The following is a 22804-nucleotide window of genomic DNA, read 5'->3' as shown; positions in this document are numbered from 1 at the left end:
GGATGAAGCTTGAAGATTTCGACAGGTGATGTGTTCCAGATCTATAGCAGCTACGGGCTGGGCTTCGACTATGCCAGCCGCCAGTCTGTGCGGATGAAGGACGAAGTGAACGGCGAGATGTTGGAAGCTGCCCTGCGGCAGACGGAGAAGCGCTATCCCTATATGTCTTTGCGCCTTCGCAAAAACGATAGTGAATATTTTTGGGAAGAAAACAAAGCGCCGGTGGCGCTTCTGAACACTGATGGACGTATTCATCTGAACCATAAAGAAACGAATTACCATGTCTGGGTGGTGTGCTATCAGGAGGACTGGATCTTCATTGATTTCTATCACGGTATTGCTGATGGCACGGGGAGGACTCGTGTCATTGCTACCCTGCTCTATTATTACTGCCATCTGCGCTATGGCGTGACAGAGCATCAGGGCATCCGCACGCTGGAGGACCCTATCCTGCCAGAGGAAACTGAAGAGCCTTTGGATGCACTGCCTGCCATAGATGTGACCAAGCTGACGCCGCCAAAGCCGGTAGAAGCTTTCTCACCTGTTCACGATGGGGGCTTGCAGCCGGGCCCGGCAGTGATTTACGATATCCTGCTGCCTGAGAAGTCTTTTGTGGAGTTCTCGTCTGCCCACGACGGCTCTCCTGGCATCATGCTGTCCCTTTTGCTGGACAGGGCCATTGATGCTGTGTTCCCGCGGCGTGACAAGCCTGTCATTACACCTTATGTCATCAACTGCAGGCCAATGTTGAAAGCGCCGGAATCTCATCACAACTGCATCAGCGCTGCTCCCCTCATCTACAGTGAGCGGCTAAAGAAAATGCCCTTGTCAAGCCAGGCTACAGTCTACCGAGGCAGGACTTTCATTGCTTGCGAAGAGGAGGTGGTCAGGCCACAGATGGCAGCCATGGCTTCTTATGCCAAGTATATCCTGGAAAACAATCCTGACATTGAGATGAAAAAGTCTGCTTTCGGTGATATCCTCAAGGGGTCCAGACGCAGCCAGACCTGCATGGTCAGCTACGTGGGGAAATGGAAGTTCCCGGCTTTAGGTGAGTGTATTGAGGAATTCTGGATTCATGCTCCTGAGGCACAAGACTTTTTTGCGGGGGTCACTGCCGTGAATGGCAAGATTGGCCTGTCTGTCCTGCAGAAATTTGCTGATGAGTCTATCATAAATTCTTTTTTTGCCCAGCTTGAGGAACATGATATTTCCTATGAGCTGAAGCGGAAGATGGCACTTGATACGGCATATTTCCCAGAGCCGGAATGAGTTTACGGGAGGTTGAGAAAATGAAATTGAAAAAGAAAGTTTTACTTTCCCTGTTGCTGGGCGCCTTCTGCCTGGCACCTGTGGGTGCTCAGGCTTGCACCACGACTATCGTGACTAAGGGGGCTTCTGCCGATGGGAGTGTCTTTGTCAGCCATTCCAATGATTCCTTTGACAGTGACCCCAATATAGTCTATGTGCCTGCCAAGGACCATGAAGCAGGGGAGATGCGCCCGGTTTATCCGGCTGCCATAGCCTTTGATGAGATGCCGGACTATGCCTGTTATGCCAATCCCCGCCTGGTAGCGCCGGAGAGGGCGGCTGGCTACGACTATCCTGGCAGGGAAAAGACGAAGCCGCTGGGGGAGATACCTGAGATTTCCCATACCTATGCGTATATCGATAGCGACTACGGGGTGATGAATGAGCACGGCCTGATGCTGGGAGAATGCACCAATAACTCTGCTCATCTGGAATATTTGGAGCCAGGAGAAGGCAGGGGAATATTTTATGCCTCAGAGCTGGGGCGGGTAGCTCTCGAGCGTTGCCGCACGGCACGGGAAGCCATCAACCTCATGGGAGAGATGATAGACGAACACGGCCTTTGGGGCACGGGAGAAACCTTGCTGGTGGCAGATAAAGACGAGGGATGGGTGCTGGAAATGCAGCCCACTCCTTCGGGCAAGGGAGGTTTCTGGATTGCCCAGAAGGTGCCCGATGGAGAGTTTTTCGTGGCAGCCAATCAGTTCCGTATCCGTGCTATCAGGCCGGGAGCAAGGGACCAGATTTTTAATCCTGGCTTGCCCGAGAAGCTGAAAGAAGCTGGCTGGGCTGCCTATGACAAAGACGGAAATATGGATTGGGTACTCTCCATGCAGGCCGTGGAGGATTTCCATCCCTATTTTGCCCTGCGGCGTGTCTGGCGGGCACTTTCGCTGGCAGCACCTTCGGCAAACCTTCCTGCCAGGGTGGAGAACTGGGATACGGAAAGCTACCCTTTCTCCATTCGCCCGGACCATCGCCTTACTGTGCAGGAGGTCATGAACCTTCATCGGGATGCCTATGAGGGTACGGAATTTGACCGCCGCAAGGGGGAAAGTGCAGGGCTCTTTGCTTCTCCTTATCGTCATGCCAGCAAGCCCAAGTGGGACCGTTCCATCACTGCCACCAATATCGCTTATGCCTGGATAACCCAGGCTCGTGCTGATTTGCCCTGTCCCCTTTTCTGGCTGGCCATGAATGCCCCGGCTGAAAGCGTGTACCTGCCCCTGGCGGTAGCTCCTCTGCCGGAAGCGTACAGCGGCAATGACCGCAAGAATTATGACCAGGATAAGGCCTGGTGGATTTCCGGGCAGGTGACCACTCTGACCCGTGGCTATTACAGTGCCCTTTCCCCACAAGTGCGGGAGGCAGCTTTTCAGGAAGAACAGCGGGGGATAAAGCTGGTAAATGAAGCTGCCGGCATGTCAGCTGAAGCTTTTGCCAGGACTTTGAATAAAAATGCTGTCCGTGCCTTGTCAGACTGGAAGGTGCTTTACGGAAAGCTCTTGAGCAACAGCGATTGCGGCCATTACCTCAAGTATGACGAGTCCTATCAGCCCAAAGATGATAATGTCACAGAGTACTGAGCGGCTTATGGTGGGCAAGCAGGAAAAAGATTGACAACAGGCGGAGGTGCCAAATGGCGCTTCCGCTTATGTATTGTGTGTCAAAGCCAGCGACAAGACTTGAAAGTCTGTGTTATAATATTTTGTATGTCAATATATTGGATGAACTACATGGAAAGAGGTAATTTTTATGATAAAGAGCCGTCTTGAAGCTGTGCGTGCCTTGCTGACCGAACAGGGAGTGGATGCCGTGGTGGTTACGAAGTACGTGAATCTCCATTACTTCAGCGGCTTTCGTGGCGATGATACTACGCTGGTGATTTCCCGTGACAAGGCGGCCCTTATCACGGATAACCGCTACACCGAGCAGGCCGGCTTGCAGGCACCGCTCTTTGAAATCGTAGAGCAGCAGGACGGCCTGCTGTCCAAGACGGCAGAAGTGGTGAAGTCCTTCGGCTGCAGGAAGGTTGCTTTCGAGGGCAATGCCCTTATTTACGATGATTTCCAGAAACTTACAGAATTGCTGGAAGGAGTAGAGTTCAGGACGGCTATGCATCTGGATAAACTGCGGGAGATCAAGGATGCGGAGGAGATTTCTTATATCCGCAAGGCCTGTGAGATTGCTGACAAGGCTTTTGCCGAGGTGCTTTCTTTTATCCGTCCCGGTGTCACGGAACTGGCTGTGGCGGCCCGGCTGGAGAATGCCATGCGGGAAAACGGCTCCGAGAAGCCTTCCTTCACTACCATTGTGGCCTCCGGCCTGCGGGGCAGCCTGCCCCATGGCACTGCCACGGACAAGGTGATAGAGGCAGGGGAACTTGTCACCATGGATTTCGGCGGCATGTACCAGGGCTACTGCTCTGATATTACCCGTACTATCTGCGTTGGTCCTGCCAGCGAAAAGCAGCGCTTTATCTACAGCAAGGTGCTGGAGGCGCAGAAGATGGCACTGACCCTTATCAAGCCTGGTGCTGCCGGCAAGGCGGTGGACCAGGCCGTACGTGAGGCTCTGGACAAAGACGACCTGGGAAAATACTTCGGCCATGGGCTGGGACACAGCCTGGGGCTGGAAATCCACGAGTCGCCACGCCTTTCCAAGAAGAGCACCTGCAATGACCTGCGCCCCGGCATGCTGGTTACCGATGAGCCAGGGGTATATATTCCGTGTTGGGGCGGCCTGCGCATTGAGGATACGGTGCTGGTGACTGAGACTGGCAGCGAGGCTTTGACCCGTGCCAATAAGGAATTTATAGAAATACCGTTGAATTAACGGGAAAAATATTTTATAATAGGTAACATCACTGTAGCATATCGCTAAAAATTTGGAGGGCGTAAGTTAATGATTAACAGTACTGATTTCCGCACGGGCCTGACCATCGAGATTGATGGCGGTGTCTGGCAGATTGTAGATTTCCAGCATGTGAAGCCGGGCAAGGGCGCAGCCTTCGTTCGCACCAAGATCAAGAACGTTGAGACTGGCGCTGTGGTTGAGCGCACTTTCAACCCCAACGAGAAGATGCCTGCTGCTCATCTGGAGAACCGCAACATGCAGTTCCTCTATGAGGCTGATGGAATGTATACTTTCATGGACATGGAGTCCTATGAGCAGTCCGAGCTCAACAAGGAGCAGCTGGGCGATGCACTGAACTACCTCATGGAGAACATGGAAGTTACCCTCCAGTCCTTCAAGGGCCGCATCATCGGCATCAGCCTGCCGAACTCTGTCAACCTGAAGGTTGTGGAGTGCGAGCCCAGCGTCAAGGGCAATACTGCCACCGGCGCTACCAAGATGGCCAAGGTTGAGACTGGCTACGAGGTTCGTGTGCCCCTGTTCGTCAACGAGGGCGACACCCTCCGCATTGATACCCGTACGGGCAACTACATCGAGCGCGCTTAAAGAAATCAGCTGCCGTATCATCAGGGCATGGTACGGCAGTTTTTATGTAACAACACGTTTTTTCTGGTGCTCCTGCAACTAGTTTCATGCCATAGAAGGAAATTTTATCAGCTGTATAGAATAGATAATGAAGTAAGTATTTTTATGCATTAAACATACGAAGCCACTCTAAAGGCTCAAGGAGGTTTTCAACATGGCAAACGAAAAGGAAATTGTGCGGAAAGATAATTCTCTGGGCTCCATTCGCATTGCTGATGAAGTAGTCAGCATCATTGCCGGCCTGGCTGCCACTGAGGTGGAGGGCATTGCCGGCATGAGCGGCGGCATCGCTGGCGGCATTGCCGAGATGCTGGGCCGCAGGAATTTTGCCAAGGGCGTGAAGGTTGAGGTGGGCGAGAAGGAAGCTGCCGTTGACCTCTACATTATCGTGAAATATGGTGTGCGTATCCCCGATGTAGCTCTGGCTGCCCAGGAGAATGTGAAACAGGCCATTGAGACCATGACGGGCCTTTCCGTGGTGGAAGTGAACATTCACGTCCAGGGAGTAGGTTTCCCGGAAGATGAGAACAAGCCTGAAGAAGTGCGGGTAAGATAACCGCTTAAGGCTTTGACAAACTGAAGAGAGGCCTGATAGATGGGGATAATCAATCGCTTTTTCTTATTTGTTTTCGCGCTTTTTCTGGTCATGCTCTCTTTGGCAGTGCTGGCAATGTGCCTGCAAATTGTGCCTGAACATTACTGGCTCAATGAGCTTCGCTTTGCCCTGGGGCGGACTGAAACCATCGCGGTTTCGGCAGCTGCCTTTTTCCTCAGCCTGCATTTGATGCTGCTTTCCTTCAGCCGCCAGGCTCCCAAGACGGTTTCCCACGGGGAACTGGTAATGGTGGAAAGCTCTATGGGGGAGGTAGGCGTAGCCCTGGATGCCGTGCGCGGTCTGGTGGACAAGCTGGTGCGTGATGTTCGGGGAGTTCGTGATGCCAAGGTGAAAGTCCGTTCTGCCCGGAAGGGGGAAGGAGAGCCTCTGTCTGTTTCCCTGGCTTTGATCATTGGTCAGGAAACCAATGTGGCAGAGGTGTCTGCTGCAGCTTCAGGTCTGGTCAGTGCTCAGCTGGAAAAGATCCTGGGTTACAGCCAGGTGCCAGTGGAAGTGCTGATCACGGACATCACCAATGCTGCTCCTGACAGGAAGCACCGTGTGGTTTAAGGCTGGTGAGGCGGATGAAAGCAAAGATACTTGAGGAGCTCCTGAGCCTGTGGGATAATCATCGTGGCGCCAGCCTGGGGCTTTTGGTGGGAGCAATGGTGGCCGTGGCCATGCTGATTTTTGGCTTTTGGCAGACATTGTTCGTGATTTTCATGGCACTGGCAGGTCTGTGGCTGGGCAATGAATACGACAGCAAGGCAGATGCCTGGCTGGACCTGAAGGAGACTCTGGCCCGCTTCCTGCCCGTGAGATACCAGCGCTTCAGGGGCAAAGATTATACGGATTACAGTTTTAGGAAAGAAAGGTAACGAAAGAAGATATGAGTCGTAGACAAGCAAGGGAAGTTGCTTTGCAAGCGCTTTTCCAGTTAGATTTCAATAGTCCTGATGTGGAAGAGCAGAAAGCAGCTTATGAAACCCTGGCCATTGATACAGCCTTGGGCGAGGCAGAGGGGGAGACCCTGACAAAGAAGGACCGCCAGTATATCGAGATGGTAGTGGCTGGTACCAGAAGCCAGCTGGGGGCCATTGATGAAATGCTCAGTGCCCATGCCAAAGGCTGGAAGCTGGGCCGCATGGCGGCAGTAGACCGCAATCTGGCGCGCCTGGCCGTATTCGAGATGTGCTTCGCAGAGGAAAAGCTGGCTCCCGGCATTGCTATCAATGAGGCAGTTGAGCTGGCCAAGAAGTTCGGCACAGATGAATCGGGACGCTACATCAATGGTATCCTGAATGCCCTGGTGAAAAAGCAGGCGGATTGAGTTTAGACTCCGGGAGGCCAGACCGCAGATTGCAGCCTGGCCTCTCTTTTGCGCTGCAAGTTCTTTTAGGGGGGATAGTGATGGCAGTACACAGCGTCAGTGAGATAAACAGGTATATCAAGAACCTTATCGCTGGGGAGCTGCCCCTGCAGCACATGCTGGTAAGGGGGGAGATTTCCAATTTCAAGCAATATCCTTCCGGTCATTGCTACTTCACCCTGAAGGACAAGCTGTCGGCTTTGAAATGCGTCATGTTCAGGAGCTATGCCCAACATCTGCGCTTCCTGCCTGTCAACGGCCTGCAGGTCATTGCAGGAGGAAGCATGGCCGTCTATGAGCGTGACGGGGTCTATCAGCTTTATGCTGAATCCCTTGTGCCTGAGGGGACTGGAGATCTGGCGCTGGCTTTTGAACAGCTCAAGGAGAAGCTCTCAGCTGAAGGGCTTTTTGCAGAGGCACATAAAAAGCCTCTGCCCAGATTCCCAAGGAAGATTGGTGTGGTGACCTCATTGGCAGGGGCTGTGCTCAGGGATATATACCATGTATCGTCCCGTCGCTGGCCCATGGTGCAGCTGGTGCTTTACCCTGTGCAGGTGCAGGGGGAGGGGGCAGCTGAGCAGATTGTCCGGGCTATAGAGTTCTTCAACCGCAGCTACCCTGTGGACACCCTGATTGTAGGACGTGGCGGCGGCTCCATGGAGGACTTGCAGGCTTTCAATGAGGAAATCGTAGTCAGGGCTGTCTTCGCCTCCCGGATTCCCGTGATTTCTGCGGTGGGCCATGAGACTGATTTCACCCTGATAGATTTTGTCAGCGACCAACGGGCCGCTACCCCCTCACAGGCGGCAGAACTGGCCGTGCCGGACAGGGAGGAATTGCAGAGATATCTGCTGATGCTTTCAGCCAGGCTCACTCGCGGGGCCGAAAGCGAGCTGGCAGACTGCAGGAAGCGGCTTCTGCATCTCATGCAGCGCCCTGCCCTGAGGGAACCGCAGAAACTATTGGCTTCCAGGCGCCAAAGACTGGACATGGCTGTATTGAAACTGCAGCAGGGAACCAGGACGGCTATGACGGAGAAGCAGCATGGCCTGGAAGTGGCTATGGAGAAGCTTGAAATGCTTAGTCCCGTGCAGGTGCTCAGGCGCGGCTACGGCATAGTGGAGCAGGAGGGCAAGGTCCTTTCAAGCGTCAGGGAAGCTGCTGCAGGCAGCCTGATCAAAGTTACTTTGAAGGATGGTTCACTCAGTGCCAGGATTGAATCCCTCACTGGGCAGGAAGGATGATAGTTATGCCGAGAAAAAAAGAATTGCCCTTTGAGGAATCCCTCTCCCGGTTGGAAGAGATTGTAGAGGCTATGGAAAAGGGCGATATGAGCCTCAAGGATCTGATGGCAGCCTATTCCGAAGGAGTTACCCTATCCCAGTCCTGCCTGAAAGCCCTGGATCGGGCCGAGAAGGCCATGGACCTTATGGTGCAGGAAAATCAGGGAGAAATAGCAGAAGAAGAACTGGTCATAGAGGAGAAATAAAATGCTGAAGGAAATCTGGCAGGAACGTCTGCAGTTAGTTGAAGCACAGCTGGAAAAGGAATTGAAGGCCAATCCTTCCCTGGATGCCAAATTAGGGGCTGCCATGGAGTACAGTCTCATGGCAGGCGGCAAGAGGATGCGCCCTATGCTGCTTATGGCAGCTGCTGATGCCGTAGGCGGCAAAGGCACGGATTATCTTACGGCAGGCTGTGCCATGGAAATGATACATACATATTCCCTGATTCACGATGATCTGCCTGCCATGGATAACGATGACTATCGCCGGGGCAAGCTGACCAATCACAAGGTTTATGGAGACGGCATGGCCATTCTGGCAGGGGATGCCCTGCTTACCCTGGCTTTTGAGGTTGTCCTGCGGCAGGAAGCTGAGCCTTCCGTCAAGCTGGCAGTGCTGAAGGAGTTTGCCCTGGCTGCCGGCCAGAGCGGCATGGTGGGAGGCCAGGCCATGGATCTGGAAGCTGAGGGCCAAAAGATAGATATGGACACCCTCAAACGCCTTCACATGGGCAAGACGGGAGCACTCTTCCACGCCGCTATCCGCAGCGGTGCCATGCTGGCTGGGGCCTCGGAGGAGGAGCTTGCCGCCCTCACCACTTATGCAGACAAGTTCGGCCTGGCTTTCCAGATCACGGATGATATACTGGATGTGACCGGGGATGAAGCAGTCATCGGCAAGCCCGTGGGCAGTGATGAGCGCAACGACAAATCAACTTATGTGACCCTGACCTCACTGGATGAGGCCAGAAAGCTGGCTCAAGAAACGGTGGAGGGTGCTGTGGCGGCCCTGGCACCCCTGGGTGAGAAGGCAGGTTTCCTGCGGGAACTTGTAGAATACCTGCTGAAAAGAAATAAATGACAGGAAGTGCTTTTATGTATCCACTGCTTGATAAGCTAGGTCAGCCGGAGGATTTAAAGAAATACTCTCTCTTTGAGCTGGAAAATCTGGCTCAGGAAATCCGCCAGCTCATTACGGAAACCGTAGCTAAAAATGGCGGGCACCTGGCCCCCAGCCTGGGAACGGTGGAACTGACCCTGGCTCTTTACAGCGTCTTCAAATTCCCTCAGGACAAGCTCATTTGGGATGTGGGACACCAGGCCTATACACATAAGATACTCACTGGCAGGAAGGACAGATTTTCCACCCTGCGGCAAAAGGGGGGCATTACAGGCTTTCCCAACAGGTTTGAATCTCCTTATGATGCCTTTGGCGTGGGTCACGCCAGCACTTCGATTTCCGCTGCCCTGGGCATGGCCATCTCACGTGATTTGAGCGGCCGCCGCAATAAGGTGATCGCGGTGATCGGGGATGGCGCCCTCACGGGGGGGGAGGCCTTCGAGGCCCTGAATCACGCAGGACAGTTGGGGCGGGACCTTATCGTCATCTTGAATGACAATGAAATGTCCATTGACAAGAACGTGGGGGCCATGAGCGAGTACCTTTCCCGCATACGTCTGGCCCCCCAGTACAAGCAGGCCAAGCACGATGTGGAGGAGCTTTTGTCAAGCATTCCCCGCATTGGCAGCAAAGTACTGAAAACTGCCAACCAGATCAAGGATGGCATACGCTCCGTGCTGGTGCCAGGAGCCCTCTTTGAGGAAATGGGCTTCAGTTATCTGGGGCCTCTGGATGGACATAACATCAGCCTGCTTCAGGATGTGTTCAACAAGGTGCGGGAGATGAATGGTCCCCTGCTGATTCATGTGCATACCATGAAGGGAAAGGGGTACGCTCCTGCTGAAGACAATCCCGGCAAGTTCCACGGGGTGGGAAAATTTGACCTGGCCACGGGAGAAACGGCGAAAAAATCCGGGGGAGCACCTTCTTATACATCGGTATTCAGCAAAGCTCTGCTGGAACTGGCAGAGAAAAGGCCGGAACTGGTAGCCATCACAGCAGCTATGCCTTCCGGCACAGGTCTCAGCGCCTTCAAGGATGAATATCCCCGCAGGTTCCTGGATGTGGGCATAGCCGAGGAACATGCTGTGACTCTGGCGGCAGGATTGGCCGCTGATGGCAAGCATCCAGTGGTGGCTCTCTATTCCACCTTTGCCCAGCGTGCCTATGACCAGCTGCTGCATGATGTGTGCCTGCAAAATCTGCCTGTGACCCTCTGCCTGGACAGGGCTGGGCTGGTAGGGGAGGATGGTCCTACTCATCACGGAGTCTTTGACCTTGCCTATCTGCGGCAGATGCCCAATATGACTGTCTTTGTTCCCAAGGATGAAAACGAGCTCAGGCAGATGCTGGGCAAGGCCGTTGCCATGGATACGCCCACGGCAGTACGTTACCCTCGCGGGGCAGGTCTGGGCGTGGAAATCCAGCAGGAATTTTCAGATGTGCCCCTGGGCAGGGCTGAGGTTATCTCTGAGGAGGGTGAGATTGCCTTCCTGGCGGTGGGAACCATGAACGAGGTGGCGGCTAAGGCTGCAGACCTGCTGTCAAAACAGGGGGTAAAGGCCGCACTGGTGAATATGCGGTTCGTCAAGCCTCTTGATGAGGAGCTCTTGTTGCAGCTGGGGCAAAGCAAGCAGCTGCTGGTAACCCTGGAAGAAAATGTGCTGGCCGGGGGCTTTGGCTCTGCTGTGGCCGAATTCCTGCTGGACAAGGATCTTGCCGCAGGTCTTATGCGTTTCGGCCTGCCTGACGCTTTTGTGGAGCAGGGCAGCCGCAAGGAACTCCTGGAGCTGGTGGGATTGACGCCAGAAGCTGTGGCTGAAAAGGTTCTGGCAAGAATACAGACTATTTCAAAGTGAGCAAGGAAAAGAAAATGCCAAAGGAAAGATTAGATATACTGCTGGTGGAAAAAGGCCTGGCGGGCAGCCGGGAACGAGCCAAGCGCATGATCATGGCGGGAGAAGTGCTGGTGGATGGCCAGAAGGTGGACAAAGCCGGTACTACCGTGAAGCGCGAAGCTGAAATAAGGCTTTTGGGAAATGACATTCCCTACGTAAGCCGCGGAGGACTCAAGCTGGCCAAGGCCATGGAGACTTTCGGCCTTTCCCTGACGGGGAAGGTGGCTGCTGATATCGGCGCATCCACTGGAGGCTTCACGGACTGCATGCTGCAGAACGGCGCTGTGAAGGTCTACGCCATTGACGTGGGCTACGGACAGCTGGCCTGGAAGCTCAGGACGGATGAGCGGGTGGTGAACATGGAGCGCACCAACATCCGCAATGTGACCCTGGAAATGCTGGAAGGTCCTCTGGACTTTGCCTCCATCGATGTGGCCTTCATCTCCCTGACCAAGGTGCTGCCCGTGGCTTATGAGCTGCTTAAAGACGGCGGGGAGATAGCCGCCCTTATCAAGCCGCAGTTTGAAGCTGGCAAGGATAAGGTGGGCAAGAAAGGCGTGGTACGCGACCCTGCCATACATCTTGAAGTCGTGGAAAGGATTGTGACCTTCAGCCGGGAACTGGGTTTTGCCGTCCGGGGGCTTACTTTCTCCCCCGTCAAGGGGCCCGAGGGAAATATCGAGTATCTGGTCTGGCTGTTCAAGGGAGCAACTGGGGGCCAGGAGATAGAAGAAAACCTGGCAGAGGAAGTCGTAAGGGAGGCTCACGCTGCCCTGGACAAGTAACAGGAACCCTGAAGGGGAGGGATTGGAGCCATTGATGAGAATAGCCGTCTTTCCAAATGTGGATAAGCCCGCTGCCGGTGAGGTACTGAAAAAAATCATTTCCTTTTACAGGGAAAGAGAGGCGGAGCTGATGCTCCCCTTGGACGAATCGAGGTTTTTTGGCCTGGAGGAGTACGGGGTAGCGGAGATAGAAAAGCAGAGGGCAGATATAGCTCTGAGCCTGGGGGGAGACGGCACCTTGCTGGGGGTATGCAGGCGCTATGGCAGCCACCAGGTGCCTGTCTGTGGCATCAATCTTGGCACCCTGGGATTTATGGCAGACATTGAGCTGGGAGAGCTGGAGGTCATGCTTCAGCGCATCCTGGAACGTGATTACCGCATTGAGCATAGACTCCTGCTGGCAGGTTATGTGGAGAGCGAGGGAGAAAGCCGCTTTTTGGGCCATGCCATCAATGACGTGGTGATAACCAAGGGGGGAGTAGCCCGCATGCTGCACCTGGGGCTGGCCATCAACAGGGTGCACCTGATAGACTACAAGGCCGACGGCATCATTGTTTCCTCGCCTACGGGCTCCACAGCTTACTCACTGTCAGCAGGAGGACCTATCATGAGTCCCAGCATACCAGCCCTGCTGCTGACGCCCATCTGTGCGCATACCTTCAATATGCGGCCTCTGGTCATAGGCGAGGATGATGTGGTGCATATCAAGATTGCGGCAGTGCATCAGGATATACTGGTGACCTTTGACGGGCAGGAAAGCTTCCGCCTGCTGCCCGGGGATGAGGTCATGGTACGCAAGTCAAAGGTTCAGGCCAGTATAGTGAAGTTCCAGGACAAGGATTATTACCAGATCCTCAGAACCAAGCTCTGGAAGGAAAGCTGAACCAGCAAGAGGTGATTCGATATGAAGAGCAAGCGTCACGCAATAATCAAAGACATTATCGAAGCGCAGGCAGTGGAAACCCAGGAGGAACTGGCCGAAGCCCTGCGCAACAGGAATATACAGGTTACTCAGGCCACGGTGTCCAGGGACATCAAGGAAATGATGCTCATCAAGGTGCCCACGGAAAGCGGCCGCTATCGCTATGCAGCTCCGCCCCAGGAAAATGTGGTCTTCACCAAGGACCGCATGGCCAGGCTTTTCAGGGATAATGTGACGGGGGTTGACTCCAGCGAAAACCTGATTGTGGTCAAGACCCTGCCCGGCAGTGCCAGCATTGTGGCGGCAGGACTTGACCAGTCCCAGTGGCCTGAGGTCATTGGCACCATTGCCGGTGATGACAACATTTTGGTGGTCATCAAGCCCAAGGATGCCGTGCCTCAGGTGGTGAAACGACTGAGCCAGTATTTCTAAGAGCTGCAGAAAAATAGGCAAGAGACGCAAAAGGAGATATGCAGGGCATGCTGAAGACTTTGACAGTTTGGAACTTCGCTTTGCTGGAACACGTGCAGGTGGAATTTGGCGGCGGCCTTAATATCCTCACCGGTGAGACAGGCGCAGGCAAGTCCATTCTCATAGATGCACTGGGAGGAATCCTGGGCCAGAGGCTTTCAGGGGATATGATACGCACAGGATGTGACTGGCTGCGGATTGAGGCGGTGTTTTCCTTTGAGGAAGTTCCCGCAGAACTGAAGGCCTTTTTGGATAGTCAGGCCATAGATGCCGGTGAGGGGCAGGTCATCGTCACACGCCAGCTGACCCGCGGAGGACGTGGCATGGTGCTGGTAAATGGCTGCCATGTGACCCTGACCGTGCTGAAGCAGCTGGGGACTCTCCTGGTGGATATACACGGACAGAACGAGAATCTGGCCCTCTTGAAGGAAGCCAGCCAGTTCAGCCTGGTGGACGCTTTCCTGCCGGAGGTGCAGGAGTCTCTCAGTGATTACCGCGGGATTTACGATGAATGGCACAGCTGCCAGCAGAAGTGCAGGGAAAAGGAACAGGCTGCACGGGAGAATGCCCAGCGTCTGGATATGCTGCGGTGGCAGGATAAGGAAATCAGCGAAGCCCAGCTGAAAGAGGGGGAGGACGAGGAGCTGGAAGCAGAGATCCGCAAGCTCTCCCATGCCGAGAAAATCGCCACCCATGCCGAGGAGGCTTATGACCTCTTTGAGGGAGGCGGCAAATCGGGACTGGGCATACTTACGGCTATTTCCATGGTGAAAAAGCATCTGGCCGACATCAGCCGCTATGATGACAGCCTGGCCAATGCGCAGGGCATTGTGGAGGAAGTGGAAATCTCCCTGCAGGAAGCCGCTTACGAGCTGAGGGATTACGGCGAGTCCCTGGACTACAGCCCTGCAAGGCTTGACAAGCTGCAGTCCCGCATGGACCATATAGACAAACTTTGCCGAAAGTACGGCGCTACCGTAGCTGAGGTGCTTTCCCACCAGCAAAAGGTTCAGCAGGAACTGGCCGAAATCGAAAACTACGATGACGATATGGCGGCCCTGAAAGAACAGCTGGCAAAACTCCATGAGGAAATGGAGCAGAAGGCGGCTGCACTTACCAAGTTGCGCCAGAAATCTGCCGACGAACTTTCCAGGGCCATAGGGGAGCAGCTGCTTTCCCTGGGCATGCCCAAAGCTATCTTCCGCATTGAGATAGGAGATGCTGGCAAATTCACCTCTTCCGGGGCGGATACAGTTTCTATGTTCTTTTCCGCCAATCCCGGGGAGACGGAAAAGCCCTTGCAGAAGGTGGCTTCCGGTGGCGAGCTGTCCCGCATCGCCCTGGCCATCAAGGCTGTGGCGGCGTCCCGTGACCAGGCTATTGGCAGCATGGTCTTCGATGAGATTGACACGGGCATCGGCGGGCGTACGGCCCAGATGGTGGCAGAGCGCATTGCTCTGGTGGCAAATTTCAAGCAGGTGCTCTGCATCACTCATCTGCCCCAGATTGCCTGCATGGCAGACCAGCACCTCTACATTGCCAAGAGTTCCGTGGGGCAGTCCACAGTTACTCAGGTGCGCCCCCTGTCGGAGCATGAGCGGGTCAGGGAAATTGCCCGCATGGCTTCCGGGGCAGACCTTACCACAGCTTCTCTGGACAATGCCAGGGAAATGGTGAACCACGCCCGGATGAAAAAGCAGCAGCTGGCTCATACAGCTTGAAACAGCAGGAGGAAGAAAAATGGACGAAGCATTGATTGAAACAGGCATATCATCAGAGAACATATTTGACGGTAATCTCCTGCATGTGCGCAGGGATACGGTGAAGCTGCCCAATGGCAAGACAGCTACCCGGGAGTGGATCAAGCACCCCGGTGCTTCCTCAGTGATTCCCATGCTGGAGGATGGCTCTGTTATCCTGGTGAAGCAGTACCGCTATCCCGTGGGCAAGATCACTTTAGAAGTGCCTGCAGGCAAGCTGGACGCTCCGGATGAAGATCCGCTGGTCTGCGCCGAGCGAGAGCTTTCCGAGGAGACGGGCTATACTGCCGATAAGATTGAGAAGCTCACCACCATTGCCACCACGGTGGGGTTCTCCAATGAGTACATCCACCTCTACATCGCCACCGGCCTTCATTCCGGCAAGCAGCACACAGATGATGATGAATTCATCAATGTGGTGAAGGTTCCTCTTCAGGAAGCAGTGGCAATGGTTAATGATGGCAGGATTATTGATGCCAAGTCTGTGGTTTCCATTCTGATGGCAGCTGCCAGACAGGCTTGAAGCTAGGAGGTTTTCTATGTTTGATTTTAGCTGGCAGTCTATTGTCGCTGGCTTGCCAGGACTGATTATCGCCCTGGTGATACATGAGTACGCCCATGCAAGGGTGGCGGTAGCCATGGGGGATTTCACTCCCAAGATGATGGGGCGCCTGACCCTGAACCCCAGGGCACATATCGACCCCATTGGTCTCCTGATGCTCTTCCTGGTGCGCTTTGGCTGGGCCAAGCCCGTCATGATCAATCCCAGGAATTTCAAGGACCCCAAAAAAGGGGATATCCTGGTTTCTCTGGCAGGCCCTGGTGCCAATCTGCTGACTGCCTTTGCGGCCCTGGTGGTGTGGCTTCTGCTCATCAAGCTTGGCTACGGCCAGTCTACAGGGGTGAGCATGGTTTTCCAGCTCATCGTCATCTATAATATCAATTTTGCCATCTTCAATATGATACCGCTGCCGCCTTTGGACGGTTCCCATATCCTTAAGTATCTGCTGCCCTCTGACCTGGCTTATAAGTTCGTCCAGCTGGAGCGATACAGCTTCCTGATTCTCATTGTCCTCATTTGGACCCCCATCCTGCACCTTATCTTTGTACCGGCGCAGCGCATTATCTGGGATATCTTCATAGCTGTGCTCAGCCCCTTCTTCTGAGCATGGAAGAGACAAAGCCCAAGGGCTATACTGTGCATCTGGAGGCCTTCGAGGGGCCCATGGACCTGCTGATGCACCTGATTGAGAAGGACAAGATAGATATCTACGATATCCCCATCGCCCAGCTGACTGAGCAGTATCTGGCCTATCTGCAGCAGATGAAGGAATTTGACATGGAGGTGGCCAGCTCTTTCCTGGTTATGGCGGCTACCTTGTTGCAGATCAAGTCCCGCATGATGCTGCCCAAGGCTCCTGCACCTCAGGATGAGGAAGAGGAGGATCCCAGGCTGGAACTGGTGCGGCGCATCCTGGAGTACAGGAAGTTCAAGCAGGTGAGCACTGTGCTGGGGGATATGGCGGGCACCTATGAAAAGTACGTGTCCCGTGAACCGCTGCCCTTGCCAGTCCACCATCTGCCCCCGGAAAACCTCAAGCTGTCGCAGCTATTGGAAGCTTTCCAGACGGTGCTGGATGTAAAAGAGGAACTGGCAATCCCCAAGGCCCTGGTAGAGCCGGAAAGCTACAACATCCAGGACAAGATGCAGGACCTGCTGGCCCTGCTTTCCCGCAGCGGAGGGCGGCTGCTCTTTGCGGAAGCTTTTCCCACGGGGAGCCGCAGCGAGCTTATCGTCACGTTTTTGGCCCTTTTGGAGCTGATCAAGCTCAAGGCGGTGGTGGTGAAGCAGCAGCGTCTCTTTGCCGATATCTACATTTGCGTGCTGGGAGAGGAGGAAGGAAATGAGTGAAGGAAAGCCCACTACTGCCACACTGGAGGCAGTGCTGTTTGCTGCCGGTGACCCCATGAGCATGGAAGACCTGGCAGGGGTGCTCCAGACAGACCTCCTGACCACCCAGAACCTTATGACCAGGCTTCAGCGTGAACTGGAAGAGGGGGAGAGGGGACTGACCATCAGGCGGGTGGCAGGCGGTCTTCAGCTGGCCACCCGCCCGGACCTTTACCCTGTGGTGGAGCGGCTTTCCCAGGTGGTGGACAGGAAGATTTCCGCCCCCACCATGGAAACCCTTTCCATCATCGCCTTCAAGCAGCCCATCACCAAGCAGGAAATAGAGCATATCCGCGGGGTGCGCATCGAGCGTGCTCTGGCCAAGCTCCTGGAACTGGAGCTGATTTCCGAAGTGGGCCGCAAGCAGGTGCTGGGGCGTCCTATCCTCTACGGCACCACTGATACCTTTCTCAGGACCTTCGGCCTCAATTCCCTGGAGGACCTGCCCAAGCTGCCCAGTGACAGGGAAGCGGCTGTGGGCATGGACGATGAGCAGCTGGAGCTGCTGGGAGAGCTTGAGGGTCTGATGGAAGATGAAGAAGCTGGTGAAACAGAAGAAACTGATGATAATGACAGCTCCCTGCCGTGACACGGCAGGGGCTTTTGTGTTAGAATAGAACATAGCTTTTAGAAGGAGGGCAATAGCATGGAATCAATGATAAGAGATATTAAGCTGGCTCCGTCGGGCCATGACAAAATTGAATGGGTCAAGAACTTCATGCCGGTGATGGCGGCAGTGGATGAGGAGTTCTCCAAGTCCAAGCCCTTTGCCGGCAAGAAGATGGTCATCACCCTGCACCTTGAGGCCAAGACTGCTTATATGGCTGAGATTTTCCATCATGCAGGCGCCGAGGTTGCCCTTACCGGCAGCAATCCCCTTTCTACCCAGGACGATGTGGCAGCAGCGCTGGTGGAGGATGGCGTCCATGTCTTTGCCTGGCATGGCTGCACCGATGAGGAATACAATACATTCATCGACAGGGCGCTGGACATCAAGCCGGATATCGTCATCGATGACGGCGGTGACCTGGTGCACATGCTCCACACCAAGCGCCGCGAGCTCTTGACGGGCATTATCGGCGGCTCCGAGGAAACCACCACAGGCGTGCATCGCCTGCGGGCGCTGGCTGACCAGGGCAAGCTGGAGTTCCCCATGATCGCCGCCAATGACGCCTACTGCAAGTATCTCTTTGATAACCGCTACGGCACGGGCCAGTCCACCTGGGACGGCATCATGCGCACCACCAACCTGGTGATTGCAGGCAAGACCGTAGTCATTGCCGGCTATGGCTGGTGCGGCAAGGGCGGGGCCATGCGCGCCCGGGGCCTGGGCGCCAATGTCATCATCACGGAAGTTGACCCCATCAAGGCCATCGAAGCTGTCTTTGACGGCTTCCGGGTCATGACCATGGATGAGGCCGCCAAGGAAGGTGATATCTTCCTGACCCTCACCGGTGACAAGGACGTGATTCGTGACCGTCACTTCAAGGTCATGAAGGATGGGGCCATGATGGCCAACTCCGGCCACTTTGACGTGGAAATCAACATTCCCGAGCTGGAAGCCATGTCAAAATCCCGCCGCAAGGTGAGGAACAACATCGAGGAGTTCCTGCAGGAAGACGGCAGGAAGCTCTACCTGCTGGCTGAGGGCCGCCTGGTGAACCTGGCTGCAGGTGACGGCCACCCGGCAGAGATTATGGACCTTTCCTTCGGCGTGCAGTTCTTCTCTGCCCTGCATCTTTTGGAGCATGGCAAGGAACTGGAGAAGGGCGTGCACCTCATGCCGGATTCCATCAACCAGCGCATTGCAGAAATCAAGCTGAAGTCCCTGGGAGTGAGCATTGACAAGCTGACCCCGGAGCAGCAGGCATATCTCAGCATGGCGTAAGGGGAGGATTTTCCTTGAAAACTTTGATCAAAAATGTAAATGCCCTTCTGCCTGACGGCACCACTCCTGTCACCAACATCATGATCGAGGGTGACCGCATTGAAGCCGTGGGCGAGGTGCCTGAGGGCTATCAGGCAGATAAAGTCATAGATGGCAAGGACCATCTGGCTGCTCCCGGCCTGGTGAATGCCCACACCCATGCTTCCATGACCCTGCTGCGCTGCTATGCAGATGACATGGTGCTCATGGACTGGCTGAATAATAAGATCTGGCCCACAGAAGCCAAGATGAATGATGATGATATCTACTGGGGAGCCATGCTGGCAGCGGCAGAGATGATCCGCACCGGTACCACTGCTTTTGCAGATATGTACGGTCCCTATATGGACAAGGTAGCCGAGGTCACCATCGACTCGGGCCTTCGCGGCGTGCTTTCACGCGGCCTGATTGGCGTGGCTCCCGACAGCGAGGAAAAGCTGGCAGAAAATATTGCTCTCTACAAGGATTTCCATGGTGCAGGGGACGGCAGGGTAACAGTGATGTTTGCCCCCCATGCCCTCTATACCTGTCCGCCGGATTACCTGAAGAAGGTCAGCAAGGCAGCAGGAGAGTACAAGGCTGAAATCCACATCCACATGTCTGAGACTCAGGGCGAGGTGGAAAATTGTTTGAAAGAATATGGCAAGCGTCCCTTTGCCCATGTGGAAGCCACTGGCATCTTTGAGCATGGCACCCTGGCGGCGCATTGCGTGCATCTGGACGATGAAGATATCGCCATCATCAAGAAGCATGGCATTCGTGTGGCTCACAATCCCGGCAGCAACATGAAGCTGGCCAGCGGCGTGGCACCTGTGCCCCGCCTGCTGAAGGAGGGGGTATGCGTGTCTCTGGGCACGGACGGCGCTTCCTCCAACAACAATCTGGATATGCTGGAGGAGGTGCAGCTCGCTGCCCTCCTGCACAAGGCAGATACCCTTGACCCCCTGGCCGTGACGGCTGCGGAGGCAGTTAAGATGGGCACGGAGTACGGCGCCCAGGCCGTAGGCCTCAAGGATGCAGGCAAACTGGCAGCAGGGGCCCAGGCAGATATTGTCCTCTATGACATGAAGAATACCATGTGGTGCCCGCGCCACAATCTGGTGTCCCTGCTGGCTTATTCTGCCCGTTCCTCTTCTGTGGATACGGTGCTGGTGGCAGGCAGGGTGCTCATGGAGAACCATGAGCTCAAGACCCTGGATGAAGAGCGCATCCTCTTCGAAACCCAGCGCTGCGCTGACAGGCTGACTAAGTGAATGACTGACGAGTGAACTACCTTTATCCGCCCTTGGCAGTTTTGAGGGCGGATTTCTTTTGAAATCATTCTTAAAGAATACAGAAATGAGGTGATGGATTGGCTAAGAAGACAACTGGTACCCGCAAGGGCCGCAAGAGCAATGCAAACGCAGAAAAGAGCGCTGTTGTCTCAGGCAATCCTGGCCGCCCTTATGAACTCTTGGGACTAGCCTGCGTAGCAGCCGGATTTATCTCTTTGGGAGGGCTTTTTGACCTGAATGTGGGTTTTGTGGGCCTGTACTTTGCCAAATTCCTGCATTATTTCTTTGGCGTGGGGGCAATTTTTGTCTGTGTGCTCATTCTCCTCATGGGATATCAGTACATTACCAAGCACTGCGGCCTGCGCTATTCCCTGCGCTTTTTCGGCCTGGGGCTGCTTTATGTTTCAGTCCTGGCTATCTGGCATCATTTCGTCATACCGCCGGGAGAGGAAATCCTTCCTGCCAGCCTGCCGGAGGGGGGCGGCCTCCTGGGAGGCGGGCTGCTGCTTGTCCTGCGGAATTTCTTCGGAGTGGATGGCGCCATTATCCTGCTGGCAGCATGCCTCATAGGTTCTGTGCTTCTATCCACCACCTGGTCACTGGCCACTGGTGTCAACAAGACCAAAGAAAAAGCCGTGAAGGGGGCCAGTGCCGCAGGCACTGCCCTTGCCGCTACCTCCAGCAAGGTGGCGGAAGTAGGCGGCCGGGTAGAAGAGCGGGTGGTAGAAGCTGTGAAAACCACCGTGAAGAATTCTTTCTACAATCAGGAAAGAGATGACCGTTTCTCCGAGGCTTTGGAAACGGATAGCGAACATGTGCCGTCAGGTGAGCCTGAAGAGACTGCGTCTGCAGCAGAAGAATATGTTTACACTCAGGAACCAGAGGCACCAGTGCAGGAACCTGCTCCCGCCTTTACCATCGACTATGGGGGGCGTGGGGGAGAAGAAAATGCCGGCGAACCCTGGGGATTGCCTCAGGAGCCTGTAACAGAGCGTGAAGCAGAAGCAGCTGCTTTGGGAGCTATGACTGCCAGGAGCGCTGTGGCGGAGGCAGAGGCTGCTTCTGCAGAAGCTATCACAGCTATGGCCAGGGCGGAAGCTGGCAGCGAGGCCAAGCCTGACGAAAAGCCCAGGAAGCCCTATGAGATTCCCCAGGTGTCCCAGATACTTTCCAAGCATGTGAAGCAGAAGAACGCGGCCCTGGAGATGGAAATTGCGGAAAATGCCCGCACCCTGCAGCAGACTTTGGAAAACTTCCATGTGAAGGCAAAGATCCTCAATGCCTGCCATGGTCCTGCCGTCACCCGCTATGAGCTGGAGCCTGCCCCGGGGGTGAAGGTCAGCAAGATTACCAATCTGGCTGATGACATTGCCCTGAGCCTGGCGGCTTTCTCCGTGCGCATCGAGCCCATCCCCGGCAAGGCGGCCATCGGCATCGAGGTGCCCAATAAGGAACTGGAAGGCGTGCAGCTCAGGGAAGTGCTGGAGAGCGAGAAGTTCAGCAGCGCCAAGTCACGGCTTACCGTGGGCCTGGGCATGGACATCGGGGGGCAGGCCATCTTTGCTGATTTGGGCAAGATGCCCCATCTGCTGGTGGCAGGTGCCACCGGCTCAGGCAAGTCCGTCTGCATAAATACCCTGATTACCAGCATTCTCTTCAAGGCCAAGCCTGATGAGGTGAAGTTCATACTGATTGACCCCAAGATGGTAGAGCTTTCCGGCTACAACGGCATTCCCCATCTTATGGTGCCGGTTGTCATTGATGCCAAAAAGGCAGCTTCGGTATTGAATTGGGCCGTGCAGGAAATGGAGAAGCGCTACTCCAGCTTTGCTGACCATGGGGTCCGCAATATGGCCGGCTTCAACGAGCATTTCCCGGAGCAGAAGATGCCGGCTATCGTCATCATCATCGATGAGCTGGCAGACCTGATGATGGTAGCCCCACATGATGTGGAGGACGCCATCTGCCGTCTGGCACAGAAGGCCCGCGCCGCCGGCATCCACATGGTGCTGGCCACCCAGCGTCCTTCTGTGGATGTCATCACCGGCATCATCAAGGCCAACATTCCCTCCCGCATTTCCTTTGCAGTTTCCTCCCAGATTGATTCCCGCACCATCCTGGACAGAAGCGGGGCGGAAAAGCTCCTGGGCAAGGGGGACATGCTCTTCTATCCAGTTGGTTCCTCCAAGCCCCGCCGCGTGCAGGGGGCCTTTATCAGCGATGAGGAAGTTGAGCATCTGCTGGACTTCATCCGCAGCCAGGGACAGGAAGCTGAAACCAATGAGGAACTGGTGAACTTCACGGAACGTGCTGCTGAGGCAGAGGAAGCGGAAAACGGCAAGAAAAGCAAGGAGCCTCAACAAGATGAGCTGCTGGAGGAAGCTGTGAACCTGGTGCTCAGCACCGGCCAGGCTTCCACCAGTTCTGTGCAGCGCCGCTTCCGGGTGGGCTATACCCGGGCTGCCCGACTGATAGATGCCATGGAAGAACTGGGCATCGTAGGGCCAAATGTGGGCAGCAAGCCAAGGGAAATCCTCATGAACAGTGAGGAGGCTTTGGCGGCAGTCCAAGGCGCCCAGTAAGAGATAACACAGTAAAAAAGCTGCGAAGCAACGGCGTATAGCCATTGTTTCGC

General features: G+C 55.0%; 23 protein-coding genes. All 23 read left to right on the top strand.

Annotated elements, in window-relative coordinates; all coding sequences use genetic code 11:
- Positions 1 to 9 precede the first annotated feature (9 nt).
- The 23 genes from BLW59_RS00950 (at position 10) to BLW59_RS00840 (ending at position 22751) form a co-directional block, all read left to right on the top strand.
- A complete protein-coding gene (locus BLW59_RS00950) occupies positions 10 to 1272 on the top strand; it encodes a hypothetical protein (protein ID WP_074695385.1) in 1263 nt (420 codons plus the stop codon).
- Positions 1273 to 1292: 20 nt separating this feature from the next.
- The gene (locus tag BLW59_RS00945) at positions 1293 to 2897 is read left to right on the top strand and encodes a C69 family dipeptidase (protein WP_074695383.1); all 1605 of its coding nucleotides are present in this window, start codon (positions 1293 to 1295) and stop codon (positions 2895 to 2897) included.
- Between the two features lie 169 nt (positions 2898 to 3066).
- Positions 3067 to 4146 carry a M24 family metallopeptidase gene (locus tag BLW59_RS00940; RefSeq protein WP_074695381.1) on the top strand — a complete coding sequence of 360 codons (1080 nt, stop codon included), beginning with the start codon at positions 3067 to 3069 and terminating at the stop codon, positions 4144 to 4146.
- Between the two features lie 69 nt (positions 4147 to 4215).
- Positions 4216 to 4773 (top strand): elongation factor P, encoded by a 558-nt coding sequence (gene efp, locus BLW59_RS00935; RefSeq protein WP_029544121.1) that lies wholly within the window; start codon positions 4216 to 4218, stop codon positions 4771 to 4773.
- 193 nt (positions 4774 to 4966) lie between these two features.
- A complete protein-coding gene (locus tag BLW59_RS00930; protein WP_029544120.1) occupies positions 4967 to 5368 on the top strand; it encodes an Asp23/Gls24 family envelope stress response protein in 402 nt (133 codons plus the stop codon).
- Positions 5369 to 5407: 39 nt separating this feature from the next.
- On the top strand, positions 5408 to 5977 hold the full coding sequence (gene amaP, locus BLW59_RS00925) for an alkaline shock response membrane anchor protein AmaP (RefSeq protein WP_074695379.1): 570 nt from the start codon (positions 5408 to 5410) through the stop codon (positions 5975 to 5977).
- A gap of 14 nt (positions 5978 to 5991) precedes the next feature.
- Positions 5992 to 6285 (top strand): DUF2273 domain-containing protein, encoded by a 294-nt coding sequence (locus BLW59_RS00920; protein WP_074695377.1) that lies wholly within the window; start codon positions 5992 to 5994, stop codon positions 6283 to 6285.
- A gap of 11 nt (positions 6286 to 6296) precedes the next feature.
- The gene (gene nusB, locus BLW59_RS00915; protein ID WP_029544115.1) at positions 6297 to 6737 is read left to right on the top strand and encodes a transcription antitermination factor NusB; all 441 of its coding nucleotides are present in this window, start codon (positions 6297 to 6299) and stop codon (positions 6735 to 6737) included.
- A gap of 80 nt (positions 6738 to 6817) precedes the next feature.
- Positions 6818 to 8020, top strand: a complete 1203-nt coding sequence (gene xseA / locus BLW59_RS00910) for an exodeoxyribonuclease VII large subunit (protein WP_074695375.1) — start codon at positions 6818 to 6820, stop codon at positions 8018 to 8020.
- A 5-nt stretch (positions 8021 to 8025) separates the two neighbouring features.
- Entirely contained in the window at positions 8026 to 8265 is a 240-nt protein-coding gene (gene xseB, locus BLW59_RS00905) for an exodeoxyribonuclease VII small subunit (protein ID WP_029544111.1), read from the top strand.
- A gap of 1 nt (position 8266) precedes the next feature.
- Complete coding sequence (locus BLW59_RS00900) at positions 8267 to 9142, top strand: polyprenyl synthetase family protein (protein WP_029544110.1); 876 nt, start codon at positions 8267 to 8269, stop codon at positions 9140 to 9142.
- Positions 9143 to 9156: 14 nt separating this feature from the next.
- A complete protein-coding gene (dxs, locus tag BLW59_RS00895) occupies positions 9157 to 11040 on the top strand; it encodes a 1-deoxy-D-xylulose-5-phosphate synthase (protein ID WP_074695373.1) in 1884 nt (627 codons plus the stop codon).
- 14 nt (positions 11041 to 11054) lie between these two features.
- Complete coding sequence (locus BLW59_RS00890; RefSeq protein ID WP_074695546.1) at positions 11055 to 11864, top strand: TlyA family RNA methyltransferase; 810 nt, start codon at positions 11055 to 11057, stop codon at positions 11862 to 11864.
- 31 nt (positions 11865 to 11895) lie between these two features.
- The gene (locus BLW59_RS00885) at positions 11896 to 12747 is read left to right on the top strand and encodes an NAD(+)/NADH kinase (protein WP_029544105.1); all 852 of its coding nucleotides are present in this window, start codon (positions 11896 to 11898) and stop codon (positions 12745 to 12747) included.
- Positions 12748 to 12768: 21 nt separating this feature from the next.
- Positions 12769 to 13218 (top strand): arginine repressor, encoded by a 450-nt coding sequence (argR, locus tag BLW59_RS00880; RefSeq protein ID WP_029544104.1) that lies wholly within the window; start codon positions 12769 to 12771, stop codon positions 13216 to 13218.
- A gap of 47 nt (positions 13219 to 13265) precedes the next feature.
- Positions 13266 to 14978, top strand: a complete 1713-nt coding sequence (gene recN / locus BLW59_RS00875; protein ID WP_074695544.1) for a DNA repair protein RecN — start codon at positions 13266 to 13268, stop codon at positions 14976 to 14978.
- A gap of 19 nt (positions 14979 to 14997) precedes the next feature.
- On the top strand, positions 14998 to 15540 hold the full coding sequence (locus tag BLW59_RS00870) for an NUDIX domain-containing protein (RefSeq protein WP_029544100.1): 543 nt from the start codon (positions 14998 to 15000) through the stop codon (positions 15538 to 15540).
- Positions 15541 to 15556: 16 nt separating this feature from the next.
- A complete protein-coding gene (locus BLW59_RS00865; RefSeq protein ID WP_074695371.1) occupies positions 15557 to 16183 on the top strand; it encodes a site-2 protease family protein in 627 nt (208 codons plus the stop codon).
- Between the two features lie 2 nt (positions 16184 to 16185).
- On the top strand, positions 16186 to 16929 hold the full coding sequence (locus BLW59_RS00860) for a segregation and condensation protein A (RefSeq protein ID WP_074695369.1): 744 nt from the start codon (positions 16186 to 16188) through the stop codon (positions 16927 to 16929).
- Positions 16922 to 17557 carry an SMC-Scp complex subunit ScpB gene (gene scpB, locus BLW59_RS00855; protein ID WP_029544095.1) on the top strand — a complete coding sequence of 212 codons (636 nt, stop codon included), beginning with the start codon at positions 16922 to 16924 and terminating at the stop codon, positions 17555 to 17557. Before BLW59_RS00860 ends, scpB begins: the two co-directional genes overlap by 8 nt.
- Before the next feature lie 57 nt (positions 17558 to 17614).
- A complete protein-coding gene (locus BLW59_RS00850; protein WP_074695367.1) occupies positions 17615 to 18856 on the top strand; it encodes an adenosylhomocysteinase in 1242 nt (413 codons plus the stop codon).
- A 14-nt stretch (positions 18857 to 18870) separates the two neighbouring features.
- The gene (locus BLW59_RS00845; protein ID WP_074695365.1) at positions 18871 to 20148 is read left to right on the top strand and encodes an amidohydrolase; all 1278 of its coding nucleotides are present in this window, start codon (positions 18871 to 18873) and stop codon (positions 20146 to 20148) included.
- Positions 20149 to 20246: 98 nt separating this feature from the next.
- Complete coding sequence (locus BLW59_RS00840) at positions 20247 to 22751, top strand: FtsK/SpoIIIE family DNA translocase (protein ID WP_074695363.1); 2505 nt, start codon at positions 20247 to 20249, stop codon at positions 22749 to 22751.
- The last annotated feature ends 53 nt before the right edge of the window (positions 22752 to 22804 follow it).

Origin of the sequence: Selenomonas sp. KH1T6 (assembly GCF_900108415.1) — a bacterium.
In the GTDB taxonomy this organism is placed as follows: domain Bacteria; phylum Bacillota; class Negativicutes; order Selenomonadales; family Selenomonadaceae; genus Selenomonas_B; species Selenomonas_B ruminantium_A.
This window is presented reverse-complemented; position numbering and strand designations above follow the sequence as displayed.

Coding starts and splice junctions, on each gene's coding strand:
- BLW59_RS00945 (WP_074695383.1), top strand. CDS start 1,293: ATGAAATTGAAAAAGAAAGTTTTACTTTCCCTGTTGCTGGGCGCCTTC.
- BLW59_RS00940 (WP_074695381.1), top strand. CDS start 3,067: ATGATAAAGAGCCGTCTTGAAGCTGTGCGTGCCTTGCTGACCGAACAG.
- efp (WP_029544121.1), top strand. CDS start 4,216: ATGATTAACAGTACTGATTTCCGCACGGGCCTGACCATCGAGATTGAT.
- BLW59_RS00930 (WP_029544120.1), top strand. CDS start 4,967: ATGGCAAACGAAAAGGAAATTGTGCGGAAAGATAATTCTCTGGGCTCC.
- amaP (WP_074695379.1), top strand. CDS start 5,408: ATGGGGATAATCAATCGCTTTTTCTTATTTGTTTTCGCGCTTTTTCTG.
- BLW59_RS00920 (WP_074695377.1), top strand. CDS start 5,992: ATGAAAGCAAAGATACTTGAGGAGCTCCTGAGCCTGTGGGATAATCAT.
- nusB (WP_029544115.1), top strand. CDS start 6,297: ATGAGTCGTAGACAAGCAAGGGAAGTTGCTTTGCAAGCGCTTTTCCAG.
- xseA (WP_074695375.1), top strand. CDS start 6,818: ATGGCAGTACACAGCGTCAGTGAGATAAACAGGTATATCAAGAACCTT.
- xseB (WP_029544111.1), top strand. CDS start 8,026: ATGCCGAGAAAAAAAGAATTGCCCTTTGAGGAATCCCTCTCCCGGTTG.
- BLW59_RS00900 (WP_029544110.1), top strand. CDS start 8,267: ATGCTGAAGGAAATCTGGCAGGAACGTCTGCAGTTAGTTGAAGCACAG.
- dxs (WP_074695373.1), top strand. CDS start 9,157: ATGTATCCACTGCTTGATAAGCTAGGTCAGCCGGAGGATTTAAAGAAA.
- BLW59_RS00890 (WP_074695546.1), top strand. CDS start 11,055: ATGCCAAAGGAAAGATTAGATATACTGCTGGTGGAAAAAGGCCTGGCG.
- argR (WP_029544104.1), top strand. CDS start 12,769: ATGAAGAGCAAGCGTCACGCAATAATCAAAGACATTATCGAAGCGCAG.
- recN (WP_074695544.1), top strand. CDS start 13,266: ATGCTGAAGACTTTGACAGTTTGGAACTTCGCTTTGCTGGAACACGTG.
- BLW59_RS00870 (WP_029544100.1), top strand. CDS start 14,998: ATGGACGAAGCATTGATTGAAACAGGCATATCATCAGAGAACATATTT.
- BLW59_RS00865 (WP_074695371.1), top strand. CDS start 15,557: ATGTTTGATTTTAGCTGGCAGTCTATTGTCGCTGGCTTGCCAGGACTG.
- BLW59_RS00860 (WP_074695369.1), top strand. CDS start 16,186: ATGGAAGAGACAAAGCCCAAGGGCTATACTGTGCATCTGGAGGCCTTC.
- scpB (WP_029544095.1), top strand. CDS start 16,922: ATGAGTGAAGGAAAGCCCACTACTGCCACACTGGAGGCAGTGCTGTTT.
- BLW59_RS00850 (WP_074695367.1), top strand. CDS start 17,615: ATGGAATCAATGATAAGAGATATTAAGCTGGCTCCGTCGGGCCATGAC.